The organism is Halarcobacter mediterraneus, assembly GCF_004116625.1.
Classification (GTDB): Bacteria; Campylobacterota; Campylobacteria; order Campylobacterales; family Arcobacteraceae; genus Halarcobacter; species Halarcobacter mediterraneus.
Window position 1 is genome coordinate 91328 of sequence record NZ_NXIE01000006.1, and the last position, 19390, is coordinate 110717.

Here is a 19390-nt window from a genome sequence, read left to right on the forward strand (position 1 = left end):
TGCTTATTTTAGCAAAAATTATTATAAAAACAAGTAATTAAATATATTTTTTATAAACTTTTGCAAAAACTTGTCCCATTAGAGGTGGGACAGCATTACCTATTTGCATATAAGTTTTTAAGTAAGCTCCTAAAAATAAATAGTTATCAGGAAAAGATTGAACTCTTGCAGCTTCTCTTGGAGTTAAACTTCTTACTTGAGTAGGATGAATATGAGAATGACAATCCATCTTCATATGTGCAGTAATCGTACGTGAAGGTTCATTTTCAATTAACTTAAAATATTTATCTTTAAATAAATGGTTTCTATGACTATAAGGCATTATATCTTTTATTGATTCACAAGTTGAGTCTGCACCTTGTTGTAATGTTTTATAAATTAGAATATTGTTCTGATTTTGATATCTGGCTTTATGATTAAATGTATAATCAAATTCTTCATCATTATTTATTAATTTTATATAATCATTAGATTTATTTTTATATTCATTAATGTCTATCTTTTTACCCGATATTTCACAATCAATTTCTGTTGTATTTTTAACAGTTGGACACTCTAAATTTTTAATATTTTCAAGAGCATCTTTTAAGACATATTTTGTTTTGTTTTTTATTTCTAATTCAATTTCATTCATTAAAATATCAGGTGTAATATTCTTAGAACTCATATATTCCTTACTCACACCAACATAAATTAATCTAATTCTTTTTTGAGGTACAGAAAAATCACTTGAATCATATAATTTATATTTTACTTCATAGTCAATCTTTTTAAAATCTTCTACAACTTCATCAGCAACTTTTAACATACCTCTAACATTTTCCATTAGTATGAACTTAGGTCTTATTTTTTCTACAGCTTTAACATAATATTTATATAAAACATTTCTTGGGTCATCAATTATTCTTTGCTGATTTGCACTACTAAAAGATTGACAAGGAGGTCCTCCAATTATTACATCTACATCAGACACTACATGCTTTTCAATATTATCTACAATTTCTTTTATATCAGCACTCAAAATTTTTTCTGAATTTAAATCTGGGTGATTATACTTATAAGTTTCAATAGCACAAGGTTCTATATCATTTGCTAATTCTATTTGATAACCCTCTTTTACAAACCCCCAACTAAAACCACCTGCACCACAAAATAAATCTATTATTTTTGGTTTATTACTTTCAACTCTTTTATCTTGTAGTTCTTTTCGATATGAGTTATAAAATTTATTTAATATATAATTTGTTTTCTTTTTATTTTTTATATAGAAACTTAATACTTTTAATAAATCTCCATATTCACTTTTTAAAATCTTTTTCAATAATGGTAAATCATCTTCAATTTTTAATATTCCAATTAAAGCTAATTCTTTTAAAACACCTTTTTTATCTATTTCTTGTTTATCTAAATCTATTTTATTTTTTTTACAAAACTTTATTATCAGTTGATTTATAATATTCACTTTTTCAATAAAAAACTTTTTATCATTTGAATCTACTAAATCATTTATATTTCTAAATATCATATTCTAATTTTTCTCACTTAAAAATTTTTTCAATACTTTTGCAATTTGTTTAGCAAATAAAGGTGGGACAGCATTACCAATCTGTTTATATTGTTGTGTTTTAGAACAAGGGAAAACAAAATTATCTGGGAAAGATTGAAGTCTTGCAGCTTCTCTTGGTGTTAATGTTCTTTCTTGAGAATGATCTGGGTGAATAAATTGATTACCATCTTTATACAAATGTGCAATAATAGTTTTTGATGGTTTATCAAAAAATTGAACAACATAACTATTGTTAAATAATCTTTTTTTAGGATGAATTAAATGCGCTTTATTTTCATATAATTCTTCTAAAGTCCATTTATTTTTACTCATATGTTTGTAACGTTCTTTATCTAAACTATTATGGTTTCTTGCCACATGATGATGTAAATAATCATAATTCTCAGGTCTAATTTGTTCCAAATACTTTGATACTTTTTTAGGTCTAAATTTCACTAAATCTTTACCCTCTCCTGGTAATAAACTAGGTAAATCAGAAATTGCTTCTTCTACTGTTACTTTCTCTATTTTCTTTGAAACTTCATTCAATTCATTATATACATCATTTACATCAATATTTAAATCTCTTCTAACACCAATTAATATAACTCTTTTCCTTTCTTGAGGAACACCAAAGTCAACTGCATTTAAAAGAATTTTATCTTTGTCCTCTATTATTTTATAATTCTTTTTCATATCTTCATAAATTTTATGAATTATCAATTCACCATTTACTTTAGTGGATAATATTCCACTGACATTTTCAAAAACGAAAAATTTTGGTTTATAGTGATTTAATACTTTAATATAATTCTCATATAAATAGTTTCTTGGGTCTTTTTTCATTCCATGGGGGTCTCTAGCTTTACCTTGCGATGAGAAAGATTGACAAGGAGGTCCACCAATTATTACATCAACATCATTGTCTTGAACACAATCATCAATTATTTTTAATATATTTTCACTAGTAATATCTGTAGGTTTAACTTTTTCAATTTCATTTTCATTATATTTATAAAATCTCATTCTCTCTTTTAAAGTATCACAAGCATATTTATCAAACTCTACGTGAGATAGAGCTTTATATCCCTCTTGATAAAATCCTTCAGCAAAACCTCCAGCACCTGCAAATAAATCTATAAATGTATATTTCTTTTTCATATAACCAATCAATTTTTTATTGGAATTATATCGCAAAGTTTCTGGAAACACAATTTCATTGCAAATTGTAATTCTTATTTTTTAAATAATCTTCCTTACTAAAAACACCCTCCTCAAAAGGATAATCCTTAACAGTCTCCTCAATATACTTTTTCATATCATTTTCAAACTTTTCATTTTTCTTTTTTGAATTGATTTTTATATCTTTTATAAAGTTATCAGGAACATATAAAGTTCTTACATTATAGTATTCACTTTCATTTTTTATTATCATTTCACCAACTCCAAATTCTTTTACATTTATCCCCATTTCTTCCAATGGCTCTTTATCAATAACCGAATGAATACCCTCATCACTTTCTGTTTTATGCAAAATCCTAAAAATAGTATTATTTTTAATTGAGTTAGTTATTCCACTACCAACAGAAGTGAAAATCTGTGTCGCATAAAACAATTTAAACCCACTACTTCTTGAAGTTCTAAACAAACTTTCAATAATTTCTTTTATTTTATCTTGTATAAACTTTTCTTCTTTTGTATTTGCTTTATAATCTAATATTTCAGCAATTTCATCAAAGAAGACATAAATATAATAATTAGTAAATTTCTTCTTATTATGGGCTTTTAAGAACTTCTGTCTTGCTTTATTCATTATGTCTAATCTAACTAATTTTTTATAGAGTTCTTTTCTATTATCTGTATAGGTAAAGATTTTATTAGTTTTAAATCTCTTTTCTAAATTTTCGTAAGGTTGGCTTTCAACTCCACCCTTAAAGTCTATAAAATTCAATTCATAAACAGTATCAAAGTTATAAAAAATAGAAAATAATACATGATTTAGGGTATTTGATTTACCACCTCCCGAAGTTCCAAGTAGTGCAAAAGAGTGAGGGAGAGAAGAAAGACTTATATATTTAGCAACTCTTTTTTCTTTAAATCCACCTTCAAATCCTAAAAATAGATAACCTTTTTTCATATAGTCTTTTGGAGATAATCCTTTAATCTCTTCAATACTAGGAGTAGGATTTTTAAATCTAACCATAACCCCTAATTTGTTATATCTCTTAATCTCACAACTACCCATTTTATTTCTTTGTGTCATATTCTCAAATTGTTTTAAAAACTTGTCATATTCCATTGTTTCCCCTGCAACAACTTCATATATATACCCATCTTTTAGTTTTTTCTTTAAATAGTAATTCTCTAATCCAAAGTTTGCTAATTTTCTTTGCTCTATCTTTTTTGAAATAATTGTTTTAATATATAGAAAAGTAAAAATAAACCCTAAACTAATATGTAAGATATAGGTTTTAACTACTTCTATAAATCCACTAACTTTTGAAATAAAATATATATTTTTAATCTCACTAATTATTGAAGAAAATAAGATTTTAAAATTTAGTTCTTGTAAATAATAGATTTTAAAAATAGCAAGGGAAAAAATAAAAGAAGAGATTAAAATAAATAAAATAACTCCTACAACATAGGCACCGTTTAAGTTGCCAAATTTATCATAAGAGCCAAATTCATATTTTACTTTTGTCATTTAATTTTCTTCTATTAAAATTTTTGGTTCTTTTAACATCTCTTCTTTAATCTCTTTATGCTTTTTTATCTCTTCATTTACATTTATAGATACATTATTTGTATTATTAAAAATCATATTTAAAAGAAGTAAAACAATAACAAGTAATCTATAAGGTATCTTTTCAGTAATTAAAAATTTAAAATAATTCATATTCTTCCTTTAATAATTCAATCTCTTCAAATTGAAGTTTTATATACTCTTCATTTGTAAAGAGTTCAGTTTTATTTTTATGACAATTTGTCGCAAGTTTTGATTTTTTATTATGAAGTTCTTCTAATTTAAAATAAGTAGCCACATCCATATTATTTATTGTTGTATCAATTGAAGTATCTATAATCATTTAAAACACCTCTAACAATTTTTTATCAAGTAATAGTAATAACTCTTTATAGTTGTTATTTAAAACCTCTAATTGTTGTTTTAATATTAAGTAATCTTCAACACTTTCAATATATTCTAATCTCTCACAGAATATTAAATTCAATTCTTGTATGTAATGTTCAATCATTTCAAACCCTTTAAAGCTAAAAGAAAAATTTTCTTTTAGGCTTTTGGTTGATTTAATAAAATAGGTTTTTCAACACTTGAATAGAATGTTCCAAAATCTGTTGTTGCTACATTTACACCTCTAACAACTACTTCTTTCCCTTTAAGATTATCAAGTTCAATTTTTTTAGTGTTTTTAATCTTGATATTAAATAAATCTGTTCTTGTTCCATTTGAGATAATACTTTGAATTGTTGAGTGAGTAAGTTTTTTATTTGTATTTTTATCTATTGAAGTGCTTTCAATAATATTATCAACTTTTAAAGTGATTTCTCTATTTATTTTAAAATCTTCATCTATATCAACTTTTTTAATATCACTACCAGCATAAAAAACTTTAATTCCATTTTTATATTCTTTTGGCTCTTCAACTTTTACAGTTTTACCAATCAAAGCTTTTAAACTATCTTCTTTATATAGTTTATGTATCTTAACAGTATGTTTTAACAATTTACCATTGTCAAAAGAGATGTTTTGAATTTGAAAAGTTCCCTCTTCTTCATTGATTTCATAACCACTAATTTTTACAAATAAATCTACTTTTAAAAAATTTTTCATTGTCTTTTTTCCTTATAATTTTTATATTTTGAAACTTCTTTTTATGTTTCTATTTTTATTATAAGAAGTAATTTTAATTTTTTTAAAGATGAAGTTAGAAATTTTGAAATTTGTTAAAAAAGAAGATTTTAAACCCAAACTAAAAAAAGTTTAGGTTTAGAATTATAGATTTTTTGTATAAAGTATTTTGATATTTTTATCGTCATAATCTTTATACATATCATAAGTTTTAGCAGTTTTTACTAATAATTCAATTCTAATAAGTTTTATATCAGTGATAGTTTTAAGTTGCTGATAACTTAGATTAGTTTTTTTACCATTAGAAGAGTTTCCTATTATAGGTTTAGTAGTGTTATAATTTATAAAATCTTTTGAATAACTTGAATCTCCAGGCACTCCAATTTTACTATCTACAACTTTATAAACAAACCTAAGATAATATCCATTAGGATATTTATATTTTGAGATATGTTCTTTTGCTTTATCCTTTTTTATTGGGAAATTAAAATATTTATAAATAGCTTTTTTATCACTTTCATCAATAAGATTTAAATATGTTTCATAAAATTCATTATCTAATCTATGAAAGTAATATTTATCATTCATAATATATTTACTAACAAAAAAGGGGAAATATTCTTCATTAAAATTATATTTATCCCGTTTAACCTCTTTTATTAAAAAGAACTCTTTATTTTTAATATTATCTTCTGCTTTTGCCATTTTGTCTAACATAAAGTTTTTATTTTTAGCTAATACTTCATTTGCTTCAAATTCATTGTTTATATCTTCCCAAAACTTTTTACTTTGTTTATCAATTAAGAGTTTTTCTTTTCTATCAAGATTATTGTATTTTCCTTGAGCTTCATATAATTTAAATTTTGCTTTTGCCATATAAGCTAAAAAGGCTTCACTATTTGTATCAAAGCTTTTACTTTTTTCAAGGTTATAAAGAAAAAAATCTAAACTTTCATTAGATGTTGTTTCTAAATTTATTGGACTTGAAAATAGTATATTAAAGCATAAGCCTAAAAGTAAAACTATTTTTTTCATTTATTCTCTCCTTTTAGAACTATTCAGACTTTTGAGGAATAGGTTTCTTAGCAAACATAATCCCAACAATTAAAAGAACAACTCCAACAGCTGTAATTACTCCATATTTTATCCATAAAGAAGTCATTGAAGTTCCAGACATTTGAAGTCCCATCTCTATCATTTTATTTCCTTGTGCTCCTATTAAGTCCAATACATTTATTAAACCAACAAAGCCAACTAATAAACCTGCTATGATTAAAATTATTCCACCTATTTGTTTTCCAGTCATTACAATACTCCGTCTATGATTTTCCATTCTTTATTTATTTTTTCAAGTTTTACAGTATGTTGTTTTGATTTTCCTTGACTATTTGTTTCTTCAAATTTTACTGTTGCTTCATTTCCACTTGAACTAACTTCTGAATTTAAGATTTTCATTTTTGTGTCTTTTTGTTTTTCCATTACTTCTGTCATTATTTCTTTAAAACAAAAACTTACTGTTTTATTTTGGATTTCACTTGAAAAACTTTGATACCCATTACTTGTTCTATCTAAGACTTTTGAATCAATATTTTCTTTATTTAACAAAGGAATTACTTTATCTTTAAACTTTTTATTTGTTCCACAACTAAAAATTATATTTCTTGAAAATTCATCTTTAATATCTGAACTTACTGTTTTTGATACTTGATTAAAATCTGCATTTTTTAAACCACTTATATAATTTTCAACAACATTTTCTGGACTACTTTCCATACAACCACTTAAAACAAGTGTACTAACAACTCCAACTATTCCTATTTTTATTTTATTTTTCATATTTCTCCTTTTTTTATTTGTTTTAATTTTTTTAAAATTTAAAGTTTTAATTTAACTCCTCCTTTTTAATATGATTTATCTATATATTTTCTTTCTTCTCTACATAATTTAAAAACATCATTTTTATTATAAAATCCTGCATTTATTTTGATTGGTTTTAATTGATAACAAACCATTCCATTTAAATATTCTTTTTTAGGATTTAACTTATAGATATATTTGTTATATTTGATTTTTTCTTGATACATTGTTCCAAAGGTAAAGGTATTATTTTTAAGTTCTACACCCATACTTTTTAGATATCCACTTGAAGAACTTACTTTTTTATTGTCTAAGAAGTTTATATTTATCTCTTTACCTATTAGATTTAAAAAGCTAATCTTTTTATTTTTATCATAGTGACTAACTATCCAGCTACCTCTTAACTCTTCAAACTTATCAAATGAAAAAAGATTTGTTGTTAGTAGTAAAATACACATTAGTAAATTTTTTTTATACATTGTTTTCCTTTCACTCTGTTATAACAGATTAGATTATATTGCATTAAAACTTAAATTTAGTCTGTAATTACAGATTGAAAAGATTTTTTATTTAAATTAATATCACTCTGTAATAAAAGAGGATAAATTTATGGAACAATTTAATGATTTTGAAGACTTTTCAGAAGAGCAAAAAGAACAATTTTTTAAAAATGTTGGTAAGAATGTATCAAGAATAAGAAAAAAACATAAATTATCCCAGTTAAAACTTAGCCAACTAATAGGACATAAATCAACTTCTTTGGTAAGTGGAGCAGAAATTTATTATAATAAACAACATTTTTCATTAGAACATTTAGCTTTAATTGCTTTTGTATTAAATGAAGATATAACTGAATTTTTCAAATCTATATAAACTGATACTTATTAAAATATCCCTCTTCTATCTTTTCAATAGAAAAAGGATTTATTTTTAACTTCTCAAATTCATAATTATATATTGGTATTTGTTCATTATGTTTTTTATTATAAATAAGCCATTTTTTGAAATATACTTTTTGAATAGCTTTTGAGTTATACTCTTTTATATAATTATCAATATTTTTTAAAATATTTCTTTTGAAAGAATTTATATTTTTTTTATTCTTTAGCTTTTCAAACTCTTCTTTTATTGCTTGAAAATTTATTGATATTCTTTTAACTTTCTCTTCTTCAAATCTGAAATAACCTTTTAATATAATTTTCTCTATTTGGTAATAAATTGGAATATTACCTCTTTTAAAATATTTTATTATCTTTGGTTTATATTGATTTAAAAACTTATAAACTATCTCTATTTTTTCTTGATTAGTATGTCTAAAATTAGAGCTTGTGAAAAATCTTGTTTTTGAAAAATATCTTTTATATTGATTATAAAAAAGATTCTCAGATTTTGTTGTTTTTAAAAGATATTTATTTAAATAAGTTGAAGCTTTTGCATTTTTTAATATTTCATATGTTGTCTCTTTTAATTTAAAATTATCTATTGTCATAGAATAAACCTCTTCTACTATATTTAAAAAGGTTTTATCTATATAAAATAATGAATGAAGATGTCCATCTAAACTCTTATGAGGTTCTAGGATTTTTATAAAATCAATGTTTATTACTTCTTTATTAGTTATGTTATTGCTTTTACAATATCTTCTAATTTTATATTTTAATGTGTGATAGAAATATCTATGAATTTCATTTAATAGTTTTAAACCCTTTTCAACATTTTCTTCAAATTTATCCTTTGAATTATAGGTATTTGTTTCAAAACCATTTTTATTATATTTATGAAATTGCTTGTTTGGCAGAGTAAAGGTTATAAATACTTTTTCTTTTTGTTTATTTACATAATCTAAATACATAACCTTAGCTATCTTTTTATAGCTATATAATTTATCTTTATTTGATAGAAAATCTCCTTTTTTATACTCTTTAAATTTTAATTCTACTTCATTTATATCGTTTGATTTAACATCATAATAAAAGTCATTAGCATATTTAAACATACCATTTTGAAGACTATAATCTTTAACTTTATTAGTTTTAATATTTTTTGATTTTAGATTATTTTTTACAAAGTATTCAAGTAATTTTGAAGATTTTACAATATAAGAGTATTCAAGTTTATTTTTTAATTCTTTAATAGTATCAGCATAAGAAAGATTTTTAATACCTAAATTATTTAGATTATATTGTAAGCTATTTAATTGTTTATCACTTAAATTATATCTTGAAAAATTCAATAAACTAACATCTACTTTTGAAAAATTTACACTCAATAATTTAACCTTTTTTTCTAATATACTTATATTATAAGATGTAATTATTGATTTTTTTTAGACTATCTATGAAATTTATAATATTTCTTATATTGCTCACAGTTTATTAAAAGTTAGTCAAGGCAACTTTTAAGAATTTGAAAATTATATATTTTATATGCTTTCTTGGTAGGAGGTGGGGAAGTGAAAAACTTTTGCTATTTTTCACTTTTCCCCAAAAGGGATTAAACTATCTATTTTATATTATAAAAATAGATTGAATAGTTTAAAAATGAAATTTTAGAGTTTATCATTTAAGATTATTAAAAAACTATTACTTTTTAATTTACTTATTTAAAATTTTGAATATTAAAAATTGAATTTTATCTCACTATCATTATTTTTTATATCTTCCATTTTACCACTTTTATCAATTACAATATCTTTATTATTCTCTTTTATTTCATTAGTTTCTTCTTTAATAGAAGTTAAATCTGATGGTTCAATTGGTTTCTTAGGTGGTGTATCTTCTTTACATAAATCTATATTATTCTTTTTAGCAAATATTTTCATTCGCTCAACTATATCTTCATTTAATTCTGTTGGCTCCAATATTTTTACATATTCAATAGTATGAAAAATAGTTGATATTATATATTCTTTATCATCTTCTGCAAAAATATAGCATTTATTAGGTAATGTATCTAAACCGTACTCTTTTGAAAAGTCTTGCTTTTCTTCTTCTGTAACGTATAACTTCATATTTGATAATGGTTTAACTTGGAAATATTCAACTATATTTGTATCAATTTCTAATAACACTGTTTTAGATGGTTGATTCTTTTTATATGATTCAACAGAAAGCATTGAGTAACTAGGATTAAATAAATATTTTTGATTAGTGGAAGATTCTTCTACTTCATAATTACTATAAGTTTTATCTTTTAATGTAATTCTTTCAATTTTATCAAAGTCAATTTCATGCTTTAAATCATCTTCATCTACTTCATATCTTAAAACTTTATATTGATTATGTCCCTCTTTCTTATATATAATCTGCATTGGATAAATTGAAAATTCTTCATCCTTATTATATATTTTTATTGTTAAATCATCTAATTCATTTATCGCATCAATAATTGTAGCTTCTATAAAATTTAGTTTATTATGATAGATTGAAGGTTTTATTATATATTTAATAACTTCATCAATATTCTCAAAATATTTAGATACAGTAGAATCATAATGTTTTCCAAGATATCCTAATAAAGAAGGGGTCAGAAATTTCAATACATTGTTATCTATAATCTCATATCTACTATCTTTAAACCAGTTTTTTGAAAACAATGCATAATTTGGCTGTTTATGGTTTAATAGTCTCAAGCATTTTAAAAGACGTAAAGCTTCTTTTGAGGTCGAGTCATTCTTATTTTCTTTTATTTTAAAAAACAGTTTTTCAACTAATTCCTCTTGAGAAACTTCATTATAATATTGATGAATTTTGAATTTAGAAGAATCTACAAATACATTTAAATCATTATTTATACACATAGCTTCAAGTATTGCGTTAGCTAAAATATAAGACTTATTAGTCTCCTTTGGTTTGTATTTAAAGCAGGTTTTTTCTAAAGACTCTATATATTCTTCAACTTTCTGTCTTAATTTTTCTTCTTGAAGTTCAGATAAATTAAATTTATCACTTAATCTTTCAATTTCATCTTCAACTTCATTGAAGTCAATACTTCTTATTTCTTTTTCTAGTTCTTTTTTCATAATAAATTATACAAACTTAATTCTTAGAGGGAGATTTCCCACACCACTTTGCAAAAATTCCATTATCCATTAAATGACTCTTTAAATAAACAATTTAAAAGTCATTGATGTGTTATTTTAAAATCTATTGTTAAAAAGTTTAAATTTTACATTCTCAATGATTTTAATTTCAGTGTAGACGACAATTTGTCGGAATTTGAATAGGTCAGTCTATTTAAATCACTAGATTAAAATTATGACCTATTCATACCTATTCACTTATTTTTTGTAAGTGAAATATTCATTAAGGAAAAGGCTATGAATAAAACAATTGAAATATTATTCAATGATTTGGTATTTGAGTTTTCAGACTCAAATGAGAATTATAATGTTGTTTATAAACTAATTTCTCAATATCACATAAGTGATTCTATTTGGAAAAACAAAATCACTAAGAGCATAAAAAAAGCTTTAAAACTTGATTGTAAAAAAACTGCTTTGAGAGAATTAAAAATTCTTTTGAATAAATGTTTAGAAAAGAATTTTGAAACAAAAGCGATTTCTGCATTTCCTTACCCTGGTGGTAAGAATAAAATGAAGAAAGAACTAAACTATGCCCTTGAGGTTTTAAATGAAGATAAAACTGAAATAGGTGAAAAATTTGAAATATATGCCGATATATTTTTTGGTGCAGGTGGCTCTTTAATCTCAATGTCTGACAAATTGTCGGAAATTGGAATTAAAAAAGTGATAGTTAATGAATTAAATAAGACGATAATAAATATTCATAAACTAATTAAAGAGAAACCAAATCAACTAATAGATGCATTTTCTAATTTGATAAAAACTAAAGTTGTTTCCAAATTTGGAAGAATTTTTCTTGAAAAAGAGGAATATGAAATATTGGCTTCTGAATTGAAAGAAGAAGTTCATAATTTAGAAAAAAATAATGAAAGAGGTGTTGAAACTGCTATTAGATTCATTCTATTACAATGTATTCAATATTCAAGTAATTACACTCCTAAAGTAACTTTTGAAGTTTCAAACTTTAGTAATAAAATTTATTCTTCAGAAAAAATTGTTGAAGTAATCTCTTCGTTCTCAAATAGAATAAAAAAAATACATTCTATTTACAATAAGTTCGACATTGAATTCAAATGTGAAGATGCATGGGAAGTATTACAACAATATAAAAAAAATAAAAATATCTTATTTAACATTGATATTATTTATGTTGTTGAAGATAACACTCCTATTGAAAACTTTTCTTCTAATTATTTTGAAGAACTACAATCTAAAGATATTCCATTAGCAAGAACAAATTATGGTGTTAAAAAATTTGACTCTATTAAATACATTAAAGAGTTGAAATATATTAACTGTATTTATAACAATAATGCACACCCTGCTATTGAATATTATAGGAGAAAATTTGGTTTAGAAAAACTTATTTTCACACGTGTCGAAACTTCTTCTTCGATTGAAAAAGGAGCATATAGACATACGGCAAACGAATACATTGTATTTGGTTTAAAAAATAACTAATAATTGAAAGGAATTATTATGAATAACATTAAGACAATAAAAATTGAACAAGTAAAAATTGGTGAGAGAGTAACTTCTTTAGATACAAAAACTGTGGAACTAATAAAAAAATCTATTAATGAAAATGGACAATATAATCCTATTTCATTAAATTTGATTGATGGTGAATATGTCCTTATTTCTGGTTATCATAGATTGATAGCTCATAAAGAATTAGGTCTTACAGAAATTGAAGCTTCTGTTTATACAGATTTATCAAAAGAAAAAGTTGAGATAATTGAACTAGAAGAAAATATTATCAGAAAACATTTTGATCACTTTGAATTAGGAAAACTAATTGAAAAGTATGATAAGTTATGTTCAAACACTTCAAAAACAAAAAAGGCAAAAGCTAAAAATGAAGAGATTAAAGACAAAACTGGTGTACAACCAAGAGAAATTCAAAGGTCAAGAAAACTTTGGAATGAGTTATCTAAAAATAAATCTTTAATTGAACATTTAGAAACAAAAACAGAACCTTTAGTTAATGAGGATTTGAAAAAGCTTGCTTCTTTTTCAAAAGAAAATCAAGAGATAATTATAAATCTAACCAAAGATTTACTTAATAAAAAAACTTTAAAAAATGCAATTCTTAAAGTAGAACATACAATTGAAGAGAAGATTGAACAGTCAAGGAAACAAAATCTAAGAAAACTTACTTCTAACGTATGTTTTAAGGGTGATTCACTTGAAATCTTAAAGTCAATTCCTAAAAATCACTTTTCACATTGTATTACTGACATTCCTTATGGTATTTCAGTAAAAAAAGAAATGGGGAAAAATACAACTTCTTGTAAAAGTGAAGAATGGGATAAAGATATACCTCCTTTAGAGTTATTTAATGAGATATACAGAACACTAAAGCCTGGTGGTTTTTTTGTAACTACATTTTCTCCAAGAAGCGATTTAATTTTAAATCTTCATGACAAACTTAAAGAAGTAGGTTTTAATATTAAGTTTAATCAACTTTATTGGGTTCATGATCCAAATCTTCCAAGAAGTTATTGGATGGAAGATAAACAAAAAAGTAAAGTTAAAGAAGATGAAGATAATGTTGATAAATCTTCTAACTTTAAAGGTGAAAAGACACCTCATATAGCATCATCAGTTGAGCCAATTATTATTGTACAAAAACCTTTTGAAGATTTAATTTATGAGCATGCTACAAAAGCTCTTAATGATGACACTTTATCAAAAGGGACAATTAATATAGAGGAAACTAAGGTTAATAACAAACAAGTTCAACAACTCATTTCTATTGAAGAAATAAATGAGTTTATTGGAAAAAGGTTTTCAATTAAAAATTGGAGCCAACAAATATTTGGTAATATGATTTTTACTTCTAAACCTAACGAAGAAAAAAATTATAATTACAAGGGTGAAGAAATTAAATCAAAGAATGTAAATTCTAAAAAGGCAAATGACCATGCAAGTGTAAAGCCAGTTGCACTATTTGCGTATTTACTAAAACTTTTTAACACAGATAAGGATGGAATAATATTAGAACCTTTTGCTGGTTCAGGTACAACTCTTATTTCATCAAAACTTCTCAAAATGAATTATTTTGGGATAGAACAAGATGATGGATATTATGAAATCATTAAACAGAGACTTATTCAAGATAAATCATATACAAATGATGATTTAAAATCTAACTTTTTTAACAACTAGTTTAGTAGTGGGATATTTCCCACTACTACTTATTATCATTCTCTATATAAAGGAGATATTACAATGGAAGATAATTTTAAACAATCAGAATATCTAGCTTTAAAATCATTGGTATTAGAACTAAAAGAGATGATTAGTCTTATGATACCTCAAAAAGCAAGTGTTAGTTACTTATCTGAAACTACTGGAAAAAGTAGACAATCAATAAGACAATTTCTTATAAATAATTTTGAACCTGAAGTTGATTATTGGGTTGATGGTGGTAAAATGTTTGCATCACAAAAGGCAGTAATTACTATTTTGAATAGGAGTTCAAAATGAGTAATATTAGAATAAAAGGTGATGGGGTCTTTAAAATTAGAAAAAATGTTATCTATGTTCATGGTTCTATAAATGGCAAATTTCATAGAAAATCTACAGGTAAAAAATTAACTCCTGCAACTAAACAATGGATGAAAAAAGCAAATCCATTAGATGTGTTATCAAAGTTATTAGATACAGATAGAAATGAAGTCACTACAAATAACTTTGAAAAATTTGGATATATGATACTAGAAGTCACAAGTTCGAGAAGACAACAAGCTAGTCAAAATGAACTTGAAGGACTTTTTAAAAATAGAGTTCTACCAAGTTTTAAAGGTTTAAAAATAGAGGACATAAAGCCTCTTGATATTGTTAATTTACTTGAGAAACAAAAAAAAGAAGTTTGTAACGATAGAGTTAAAAGAATAAAGAATCTTTTAAACATAATTTTTGATTATGCCTATGATAATGAGTTAATCGAAAGAAATCCAGTACAAACTAGAAGTGTCAAAGCTGTTGATTTATCTTATAATCCTAAAAAAACTGAGGCATACTCTACTGAAGAAATAAGAGTTATACTAAAAAATGCAAAAGGTTGGTTCAAAATATTTTTAGAACTATCTTTCAAGTTAGGATTAAGAACGGGGGAATGTATGGCTTTAAAATGGAATGATATAAATTTTGAAACTGAAAAATTATCACTTCAAAGAAGTATTACAAGAGGTGTTATTACAGAACAGAATGAAAATTCAACAAGTAATAAAAACCATTTTAGAACTATTCAACTATTGCCAGATTTAGTAAAGTTATTAAAAATTTACTATGAAGTTAGACCGTCAAATGAATGGCTATTTATCAATAAAGATGGTAGATATTACAGAGAATCAAAAACTATAGTTGATTATCATTTAAAACCGTTACTAAAAAGCATAGGAGTGAAATATAAAACTCTATATGCAACAAGAAGGTCATATGCATCTGTAATGAGTTTTGGAGGTGAAAACCTTGAAGATATCCAAAAAATTATGGGACATTCAAAAGGTTCAAGGATAACAGAAAAACATTATATCGACCCTAGAATACTAAAACTAGAACACGATAAATTAAATGCACAAAAACAACAAGAAATATTTAATATGATGGTTGAAGTTGAGGATAAAGTTTCTCAATCAAAACCAGCATAGTCTACTGCACACATATTGCACAGTAGTTGGTTGAGTTCCTATTTTAAGGGAAATACCTCCACCTTGAGGGGGTAGTGCTTTCGGGTGTATGGGTTCAAATCCCATCGGTCGCACCATAATTTTATATTTCTTTATTTTAATCTTAATTCTCATCATTTAATTATTAATAAAACACCCTATTTGCTTATAAGTAAAAATAAGATATTCTAGTATTATATTATCTAAGTCTGGGGAGAATTATGAAATATAGTAATATTTTTATAAAGTATATTTTTGTCTTTATTTTATTTGTCTCTTCACTATTTGCCACAAAGCTTGAAAATATGAGTCTTAGACTCCAATGGAAACATCAATTTGAGTTTGCAGGTTTTTATGCTGCAAAAGAGCTTGGATATTATAAAGAAGCTGGTATAAATCTTGATATTTTAGAGTATGATTCAAATATTGATATCTTTGAAGAAATAGTTAACAACAAAGTAGACTTTGCTATTTGGGGTAGTGGTGTTATTGAAAAAGCTATGAATGGCGAATCTATAGTCTTACTTGCAAACTATTTTAAAAGATCTCCCCTTGCAATAATTACAAATCCAGACATCAGATTTCCCTCAGAACTAAAAGGCAAAAGTCTGATGATTGCAAAAAAAGACCATGAAAGTGCAAACTATCATCAAATGTTTAAATTCTTTGATATGAACATGAATGATATGAAGTTAATACCTTCTAGTTTTAATATTCAAGATTTTATTGATAAAAAAATAGATGCTTACTCTTCATTTTTAACAAATGAAATTTATCTTCTTCAAGAAAAAGGTATCCAATATAATATTTTAGACCCAAGTAATTATGGGGTTGAACTTTATGATGTAAATCTTTTCACTTCAAAAAAAGTTTTAAAAGAAAATCCTGAACTAGTAAAAAAATTTATTGAAGCTACAAATAAAGGTTGGGATTATGCTTTAAAAAATAAAGAAGAATTAGTAAATCTAATCTTAGAAAAATATAATACTCAAAATAAAACAAAAAATCATCTTCTATATGAAGCAAAAGAAACAACTCGAATGATGCTTCCAAAAACTTATCCTATAGGAAGTATTGATTTAAAAAAAGTTGAAAGAATTGGTTCTGTATTTGTGGAAATGGGGATGAGTGAACCTTTTCATAACTATAAATCTATTGTGTATATTGAAAATAAACCACAAATAAATCTTACAAAACAAGAACTAAACTATATTAAAAACAATAAGTCTATTCCTATTTCTGTTATGAAAGATTTTTATCCTTTCTCTGCAAAGTTAGATGGGAAATACCTTGGTTTTGTTAATGACTTAATTGATTTACTAAGTAAAAAAACAGGTTTAAAATTTGAGAAAAAAACAGGAGAATGGGTAGAAAACCTTAATAAATTTAGGAATAAAGAATCTTTTGTAATAGCTGATATTTCATATAAAAAAGAAAGGGAACCTTTTACTTTATTTACTGAACCTTATTATCAAATTCCTACTTTGATTTTTGTAAGAAATGATTTTAAAAACTACAAAGGAATAGAGAGTTTAAAAGGTAAAAAAATAGGAATTCAAAAAGATATTTTTTATGCAAAAGAGATGTCAGAACTTGAAGAAGTGGAACTTTTTATAAATGAAAGTATAGAAGAGATGGCAAAAGCTTTAAGTTATGGTCAAATTGATGCAGCAATTATGAATCTACTTACAATGAATCACTACATTATAAAAAATAGTTTAATTAATATAAAAGCCATAGATGAATTAACACTTCCTACTGTAAATAAGGAGGATTTACGATTTGGAGTAAATCCTGATAAACCTATACTTTTCAGTATTATTCAAAAAGGCTTAGCTTCAATTTCCCATAAAGAATGGAATAAAATTACACATAACTGGATTGGTATTCAACAAATATATCAAAACTCTAATATGTCTTTATTAGAAGAAAAAACTGTAAAAGAACCCTCAATAACTAAGCAAAAAGAGTTAACTAATAAAGAATTAATAAACCTTACAAAAAAAGAAGAAAATTATCTAAAAAACAAAACATTGAAAATGTGTGTTGCTCCAAACTGGATGCCCTTTGGAGCTCTTGATGAAAATAATAATTTTGAAGGTTTTGGAGCTGATATTAATAAGATAATTGCAAAAAAACTTAATAAAGAGATAATTATTACAAATAGTAAAAGTTGGCAAGAATCTTTAGAAAAAGCAAAAAATAAAGAGTGTGATATTTTATCTCTAGTAAAAAATACAAAAGATAGAAGAAAGTATTTAAAATTTACGCAAGAATTAATTTTTTTACCTTATGTTGTCGTATCAAAAAAAGAAAACTTATTTATAGATGATTTCAATGAAATAAAAAATAAAAAATTTGCTATTGTAAAAGGCTATTCAGCAGAAAATGATTTAAAACAATTATATCCAGAAGCTAAAATATTAATAGTAAAAAGTGCTAAAGAAGCCTTAGAGAAAGTTCAAAAAGGGGAAGTATTTGGATATATAGATGCAACTGCTGCCATAGGATACGCTATGGAAAAATATGGTTTTTATGATTTAAAAATTATTTCAAAGCTTCCTATAGGATATAATCTTTCTTTTGGTGTAAATAAAGATGATACTGTTTTATTTAATATTTTTAAAAAAGTTGTAACTGATATAGATAAAAAGAAAGTTGCTCAAATATATAAAAAATGGGTAGCATTAAAACAAGAAAAAGTTGTAGACTACTCTTTGATTTGGAAGATTATTGGTATTACACTATTTATTATCCTTATTATTAGTTACTGGAATACAAAACTTATTTTTGCAAAAAAAGAGATAGAAAAAAGTAATAAACTTCTGGAGAAAGCAAAACTAGATATTGAAAAAAAGAATAAAGAACTTGAACAATTAGCAACAACAGATAAACTAACAGGAATTTATAATAGAGCTAAGCTTGATGAACTTTTGCAAAATGAAATAAATAGAAGTGAAAGATTCAATCATAATTTTGGTCTATGTATTTTAGATATAGATTTTTTCAAAAAAGTAAATGATACTTTTGGACATCAAGTTGGAGATAAGGTCTTAATAGAGTTTTCTAATATTTTAAAAAATCATACAAGAAAAACAGATATTATAGGCAGATGGGGAGGAGAAGAATTTATACTTATAATTCCAGAAGCTAAACAAGAAGGGATAAGCAAATTAATTGAACACTTAAAAAGTATAATAGAAAATACTCACTTTTGTAAAGTAGGTAAAAAAACTGCAAGTTTTGGTTTAACTTTTTATATAAAAAATGATACAAGTGAGTCTATGTTAAAACGTGCTGATGACGCTTTATATCAAGCTAAGAATAAAGGAAGAAATAGAATAGTTCAAATATAA

The 19390-nt window shown here is 24.4% G+C and carries 19 protein-coding genes; 6 read left to right on the plus strand and 13 right to left on the minus strand.

Features of this window, described 5'->3' with window-relative positions:
* Positions 1 to 37: 37 nt before the first annotated feature.
* The 11 genes from CP965_RS12945 to CP965_RS12990 form a co-directional block, all read right to left on the minus strand.
* Positions 38 to 1525, minus strand: coding sequence for a DNA cytosine methyltransferase (locus CP965_RS12945; RefSeq protein WP_099312692.1), 1488 nt, complete (start codon positions 1523 to 1525; stop codon positions 38 to 40).
* A gap of 3 nt (positions 1526 to 1528) precedes the next feature.
* A complete protein-coding gene (locus CP965_RS12950) occupies positions 1529 to 2707 on the minus strand; it encodes a DNA cytosine methyltransferase (protein WP_099312690.1) in 1179 nt (392 codons plus the stop codon).
* Positions 2708 to 2762: 55 nt separating this feature from the next.
* A complete protein-coding gene (locus tag CP965_RS12955) occupies positions 2763 to 4253 on the minus strand; it encodes a hypothetical protein (RefSeq protein WP_099312688.1) in 1491 nt (496 codons plus the stop codon).
* On the minus strand, positions 4254 to 4445 hold the full coding sequence (locus CP965_RS12960) for a hypothetical protein (protein WP_129062540.1): 192 nt from the start codon (positions 4443 to 4445) through the stop codon (positions 4254 to 4256). It lies immediately after the preceding gene.
* The gene (locus tag CP965_RS12965) at positions 4432 to 4635 is read right to left on the minus strand and encodes a hypothetical protein (RefSeq protein WP_129062541.1); all 204 of its coding nucleotides are present in this window, start codon (positions 4633 to 4635) and stop codon (positions 4432 to 4434) included. Before CP965_RS12965 ends, CP965_RS12960 begins: the two co-directional genes overlap by 14 nt.
* Positions 4636 to 4803: a hypothetical protein gene (locus CP965_RS14165; protein WP_164971031.1), complete on the minus strand. Its 168-nt coding sequence runs from the start codon at positions 4801 to 4803 to the stop codon at positions 4636 to 4638.
* 35 nt (positions 4804 to 4838) lie between these two features.
* A complete protein-coding gene (locus tag CP965_RS12970) occupies positions 4839 to 5399 on the minus strand; it encodes a hypothetical protein (RefSeq protein WP_129062542.1) in 561 nt (186 codons plus the stop codon).
* A 162-nt stretch (positions 5400 to 5561) separates the two neighbouring features.
* Entirely contained in the window at positions 5562 to 6452 is an 891-nt protein-coding gene (locus CP965_RS12975; RefSeq protein WP_129062543.1) for a hypothetical protein, read from the minus strand.
* Between the two features lie 19 nt (positions 6453 to 6471).
* A complete protein-coding gene (locus tag CP965_RS12980; RefSeq protein ID WP_129062544.1) occupies positions 6472 to 6723 on the minus strand; it encodes a hypothetical protein in 252 nt (83 codons plus the stop codon).
* On the minus strand, positions 6723 to 7253 hold the full coding sequence (locus tag CP965_RS12985; RefSeq protein WP_129062545.1) for a hypothetical protein: 531 nt from the start codon (positions 7251 to 7253) through the stop codon (positions 6723 to 6725). The genes CP965_RS12980 and CP965_RS12985 overlap by 1 nt, the downstream gene beginning before the upstream one ends.
* Before the next feature lie 65 nt (positions 7254 to 7318).
* The gene (locus CP965_RS12990) at positions 7319 to 7753 is read right to left on the minus strand and encodes a hypothetical protein (protein ID WP_129062546.1); all 435 of its coding nucleotides are present in this window, start codon (positions 7751 to 7753) and stop codon (positions 7319 to 7321) included.
* Positions 7754 to 7883: 130 nt separating this feature from the next.
* On the opposite strand from CP965_RS12990, the gene CP965_RS12995 reads away from it, so the two are divergent.
* On the plus strand, positions 7884 to 8147 hold the full coding sequence (locus CP965_RS12995) for a helix-turn-helix domain-containing protein (RefSeq protein WP_128998709.1): 264 nt from the start codon (positions 7884 to 7886) through the stop codon (positions 8145 to 8147).
* On the opposite strand, the gene CP965_RS13000 is transcribed toward CP965_RS12995, so the two are convergent.
* Together CP965_RS13000 and CP965_RS13005 are read right to left on the minus strand one after the other, a co-directional pair.
* Complete coding sequence (locus CP965_RS13000) at positions 8140 to 9543, minus strand: hypothetical protein (RefSeq protein ID WP_129062547.1); 1404 nt, start codon at positions 9541 to 9543, stop codon at positions 8140 to 8142. The two genes, CP965_RS12995 and CP965_RS13000, sit on opposite strands and share 8 nt — an antisense overlap.
* Positions 9544 to 9891: 348 nt before the next feature.
* Positions 9892 to 11295 carry a WYL domain-containing protein gene (locus CP965_RS13005; protein ID WP_129062548.1) on the minus strand — a complete coding sequence of 468 codons (1404 nt, stop codon included), beginning with the start codon at positions 11293 to 11295 and terminating at the stop codon, positions 9892 to 9894.
* A 297-nt stretch (positions 11296 to 11592) separates the two neighbouring features.
* On the opposite strand from CP965_RS13005, the gene CP965_RS13010 reads away from it, so the two are divergent.
* The 5 genes from CP965_RS13010 to CP965_RS13030 all read left to right on the plus strand — a co-directional run bounded on the left by CP965_RS13010 (position 11593) and on the right by CP965_RS13030 (position 19390).
* Positions 11593 to 12819: a hypothetical protein gene (locus CP965_RS13010; RefSeq protein WP_129062549.1), complete on the plus strand. Its 1227-nt coding sequence runs from the start codon at positions 11593 to 11595 to the stop codon at positions 12817 to 12819.
* 18 nt (positions 12820 to 12837) lie between these two features.
* Positions 12838 to 14529 carry a DNA methyltransferase gene (locus tag CP965_RS13015; RefSeq protein WP_129062550.1) on the plus strand — a complete coding sequence of 564 codons (1692 nt, stop codon included), beginning with the start codon at positions 12838 to 12840 and terminating at the stop codon, positions 14527 to 14529.
* A 63-nt stretch (positions 14530 to 14592) separates the two neighbouring features.
* Complete coding sequence (locus tag CP965_RS13020; protein ID WP_099312706.1) at positions 14593 to 14850, plus strand: hypothetical protein; 258 nt, start codon at positions 14593 to 14595, stop codon at positions 14848 to 14850.
* Positions 14847 to 16016: a tyrosine-type recombinase/integrase gene (locus tag CP965_RS13025; protein ID WP_129062551.1), complete on the plus strand. Its 1170-nt coding sequence runs from the start codon at positions 14847 to 14849 to the stop codon at positions 16014 to 16016. Before CP965_RS13020 ends, CP965_RS13025 begins: the two co-directional genes overlap by 4 nt.
* 239 nt (positions 16017 to 16255) lie before the next feature.
* On the plus strand, positions 16256 to 19390 hold the full coding sequence (locus CP965_RS13030) for an ABC transporter substrate-binding protein (protein WP_129062552.1): 3135 nt from the start codon (positions 16256 to 16258) through the stop codon (positions 19388 to 19390).

Bases quoted from the DNA above. Each gene is read 5' to 3' on its own strand.
- CP965_RS12990 (WP_129062546.1), bottom strand. From the start codon at position 7,753: ATGTATAAAAAAAATTTACTAATGTGTATTTTACTACTAACAACAAAT.
- CP965_RS13020 (WP_099312706.1), top strand. From the start codon at position 14,593: ATGGAAGATAATTTTAAACAATCAGAATATCTAGCTTTAAAATCATTG.
- CP965_RS13030 (WP_129062552.1), top strand. From the start codon at position 16,256: ATGAAATATAGTAATATTTTTATAAAGTATATTTTTGTCTTTATTTTA.
- CP965_RS12985 (WP_129062545.1), bottom strand. From the start codon at position 7,253: ATGAAAAATAAAATAAAAATAGGAATAGTTGGAGTTGTTAGTACACTT.
- CP965_RS13015 (WP_129062550.1), top strand. From the start codon at position 12,838: ATGAATAACATTAAGACAATAAAAATTGAACAAGTAAAAATTGGTGAG.
- CP965_RS12960 (WP_129062540.1), bottom strand. From the start codon at position 4,445: ATGAATTATTTTAAATTTTTAATTACTGAAAAGATACCTTATAGATTA.
- CP965_RS13005 (WP_129062548.1), bottom strand. From the start codon at position 11,295: ATGAAAAAAGAACTAGAAAAAGAAATAAGAAGTATTGACTTCAATGAA.
- CP965_RS13010 (WP_129062549.1), top strand. From the start codon at position 11,593: ATGAATAAAACAATTGAAATATTATTCAATGATTTGGTATTTGAGTTT.
- CP965_RS12970 (WP_129062542.1), bottom strand. From the start codon at position 5,399: ATGAAAAATTTTTTAAAAGTAGATTTATTTGTAAAAATTAGTGGTTAT.
- CP965_RS12955 (WP_099312688.1), bottom strand. From the start codon at position 4,253: ATGACAAAAGTAAAATATGAATTTGGCTCTTATGATAAATTTGGCAAC.
- CP965_RS12945 (WP_099312692.1), bottom strand. From the start codon at position 1,525: ATGATATTTAGAAATATAAATGATTTAGTAGATTCAAATGATAAAAAG.
- CP965_RS12980 (WP_129062544.1), bottom strand. From the start codon at position 6,723: ATGACTGGAAAACAAATAGGTGGAATAATTTTAATCATAGCAGGTTTA.
- CP965_RS13025 (WP_129062551.1), top strand. From the start codon at position 14,847: ATGAGTAATATTAGAATAAAAGGTGATGGGGTCTTTAAAATTAGAAAA.
- CP965_RS12950 (WP_099312690.1), bottom strand. From the start codon at position 2,707: ATGAAAAAGAAATATACATTTATAGATTTATTTGCAGGTGCTGGAGGT.
- CP965_RS12975 (WP_129062543.1), bottom strand. From the start codon at position 6,452: ATGAAAAAAATAGTTTTACTTTTAGGCTTATGCTTTAATATACTATTT.
- CP965_RS12965 (WP_129062541.1), bottom strand. From the start codon at position 4,635: ATGATTATAGATACTTCAATTGATACAACAATAAATAATATGGATGTG.
- CP965_RS12995 (WP_128998709.1), top strand. From the start codon at position 7,884: ATGGAACAATTTAATGATTTTGAAGACTTTTCAGAAGAGCAAAAAGAA.
- CP965_RS14165 (WP_164971031.1), bottom strand. From the start codon at position 4,803: ATGATTGAACATTACATACAAGAATTGAATTTAATATTCTGTGAGAGA.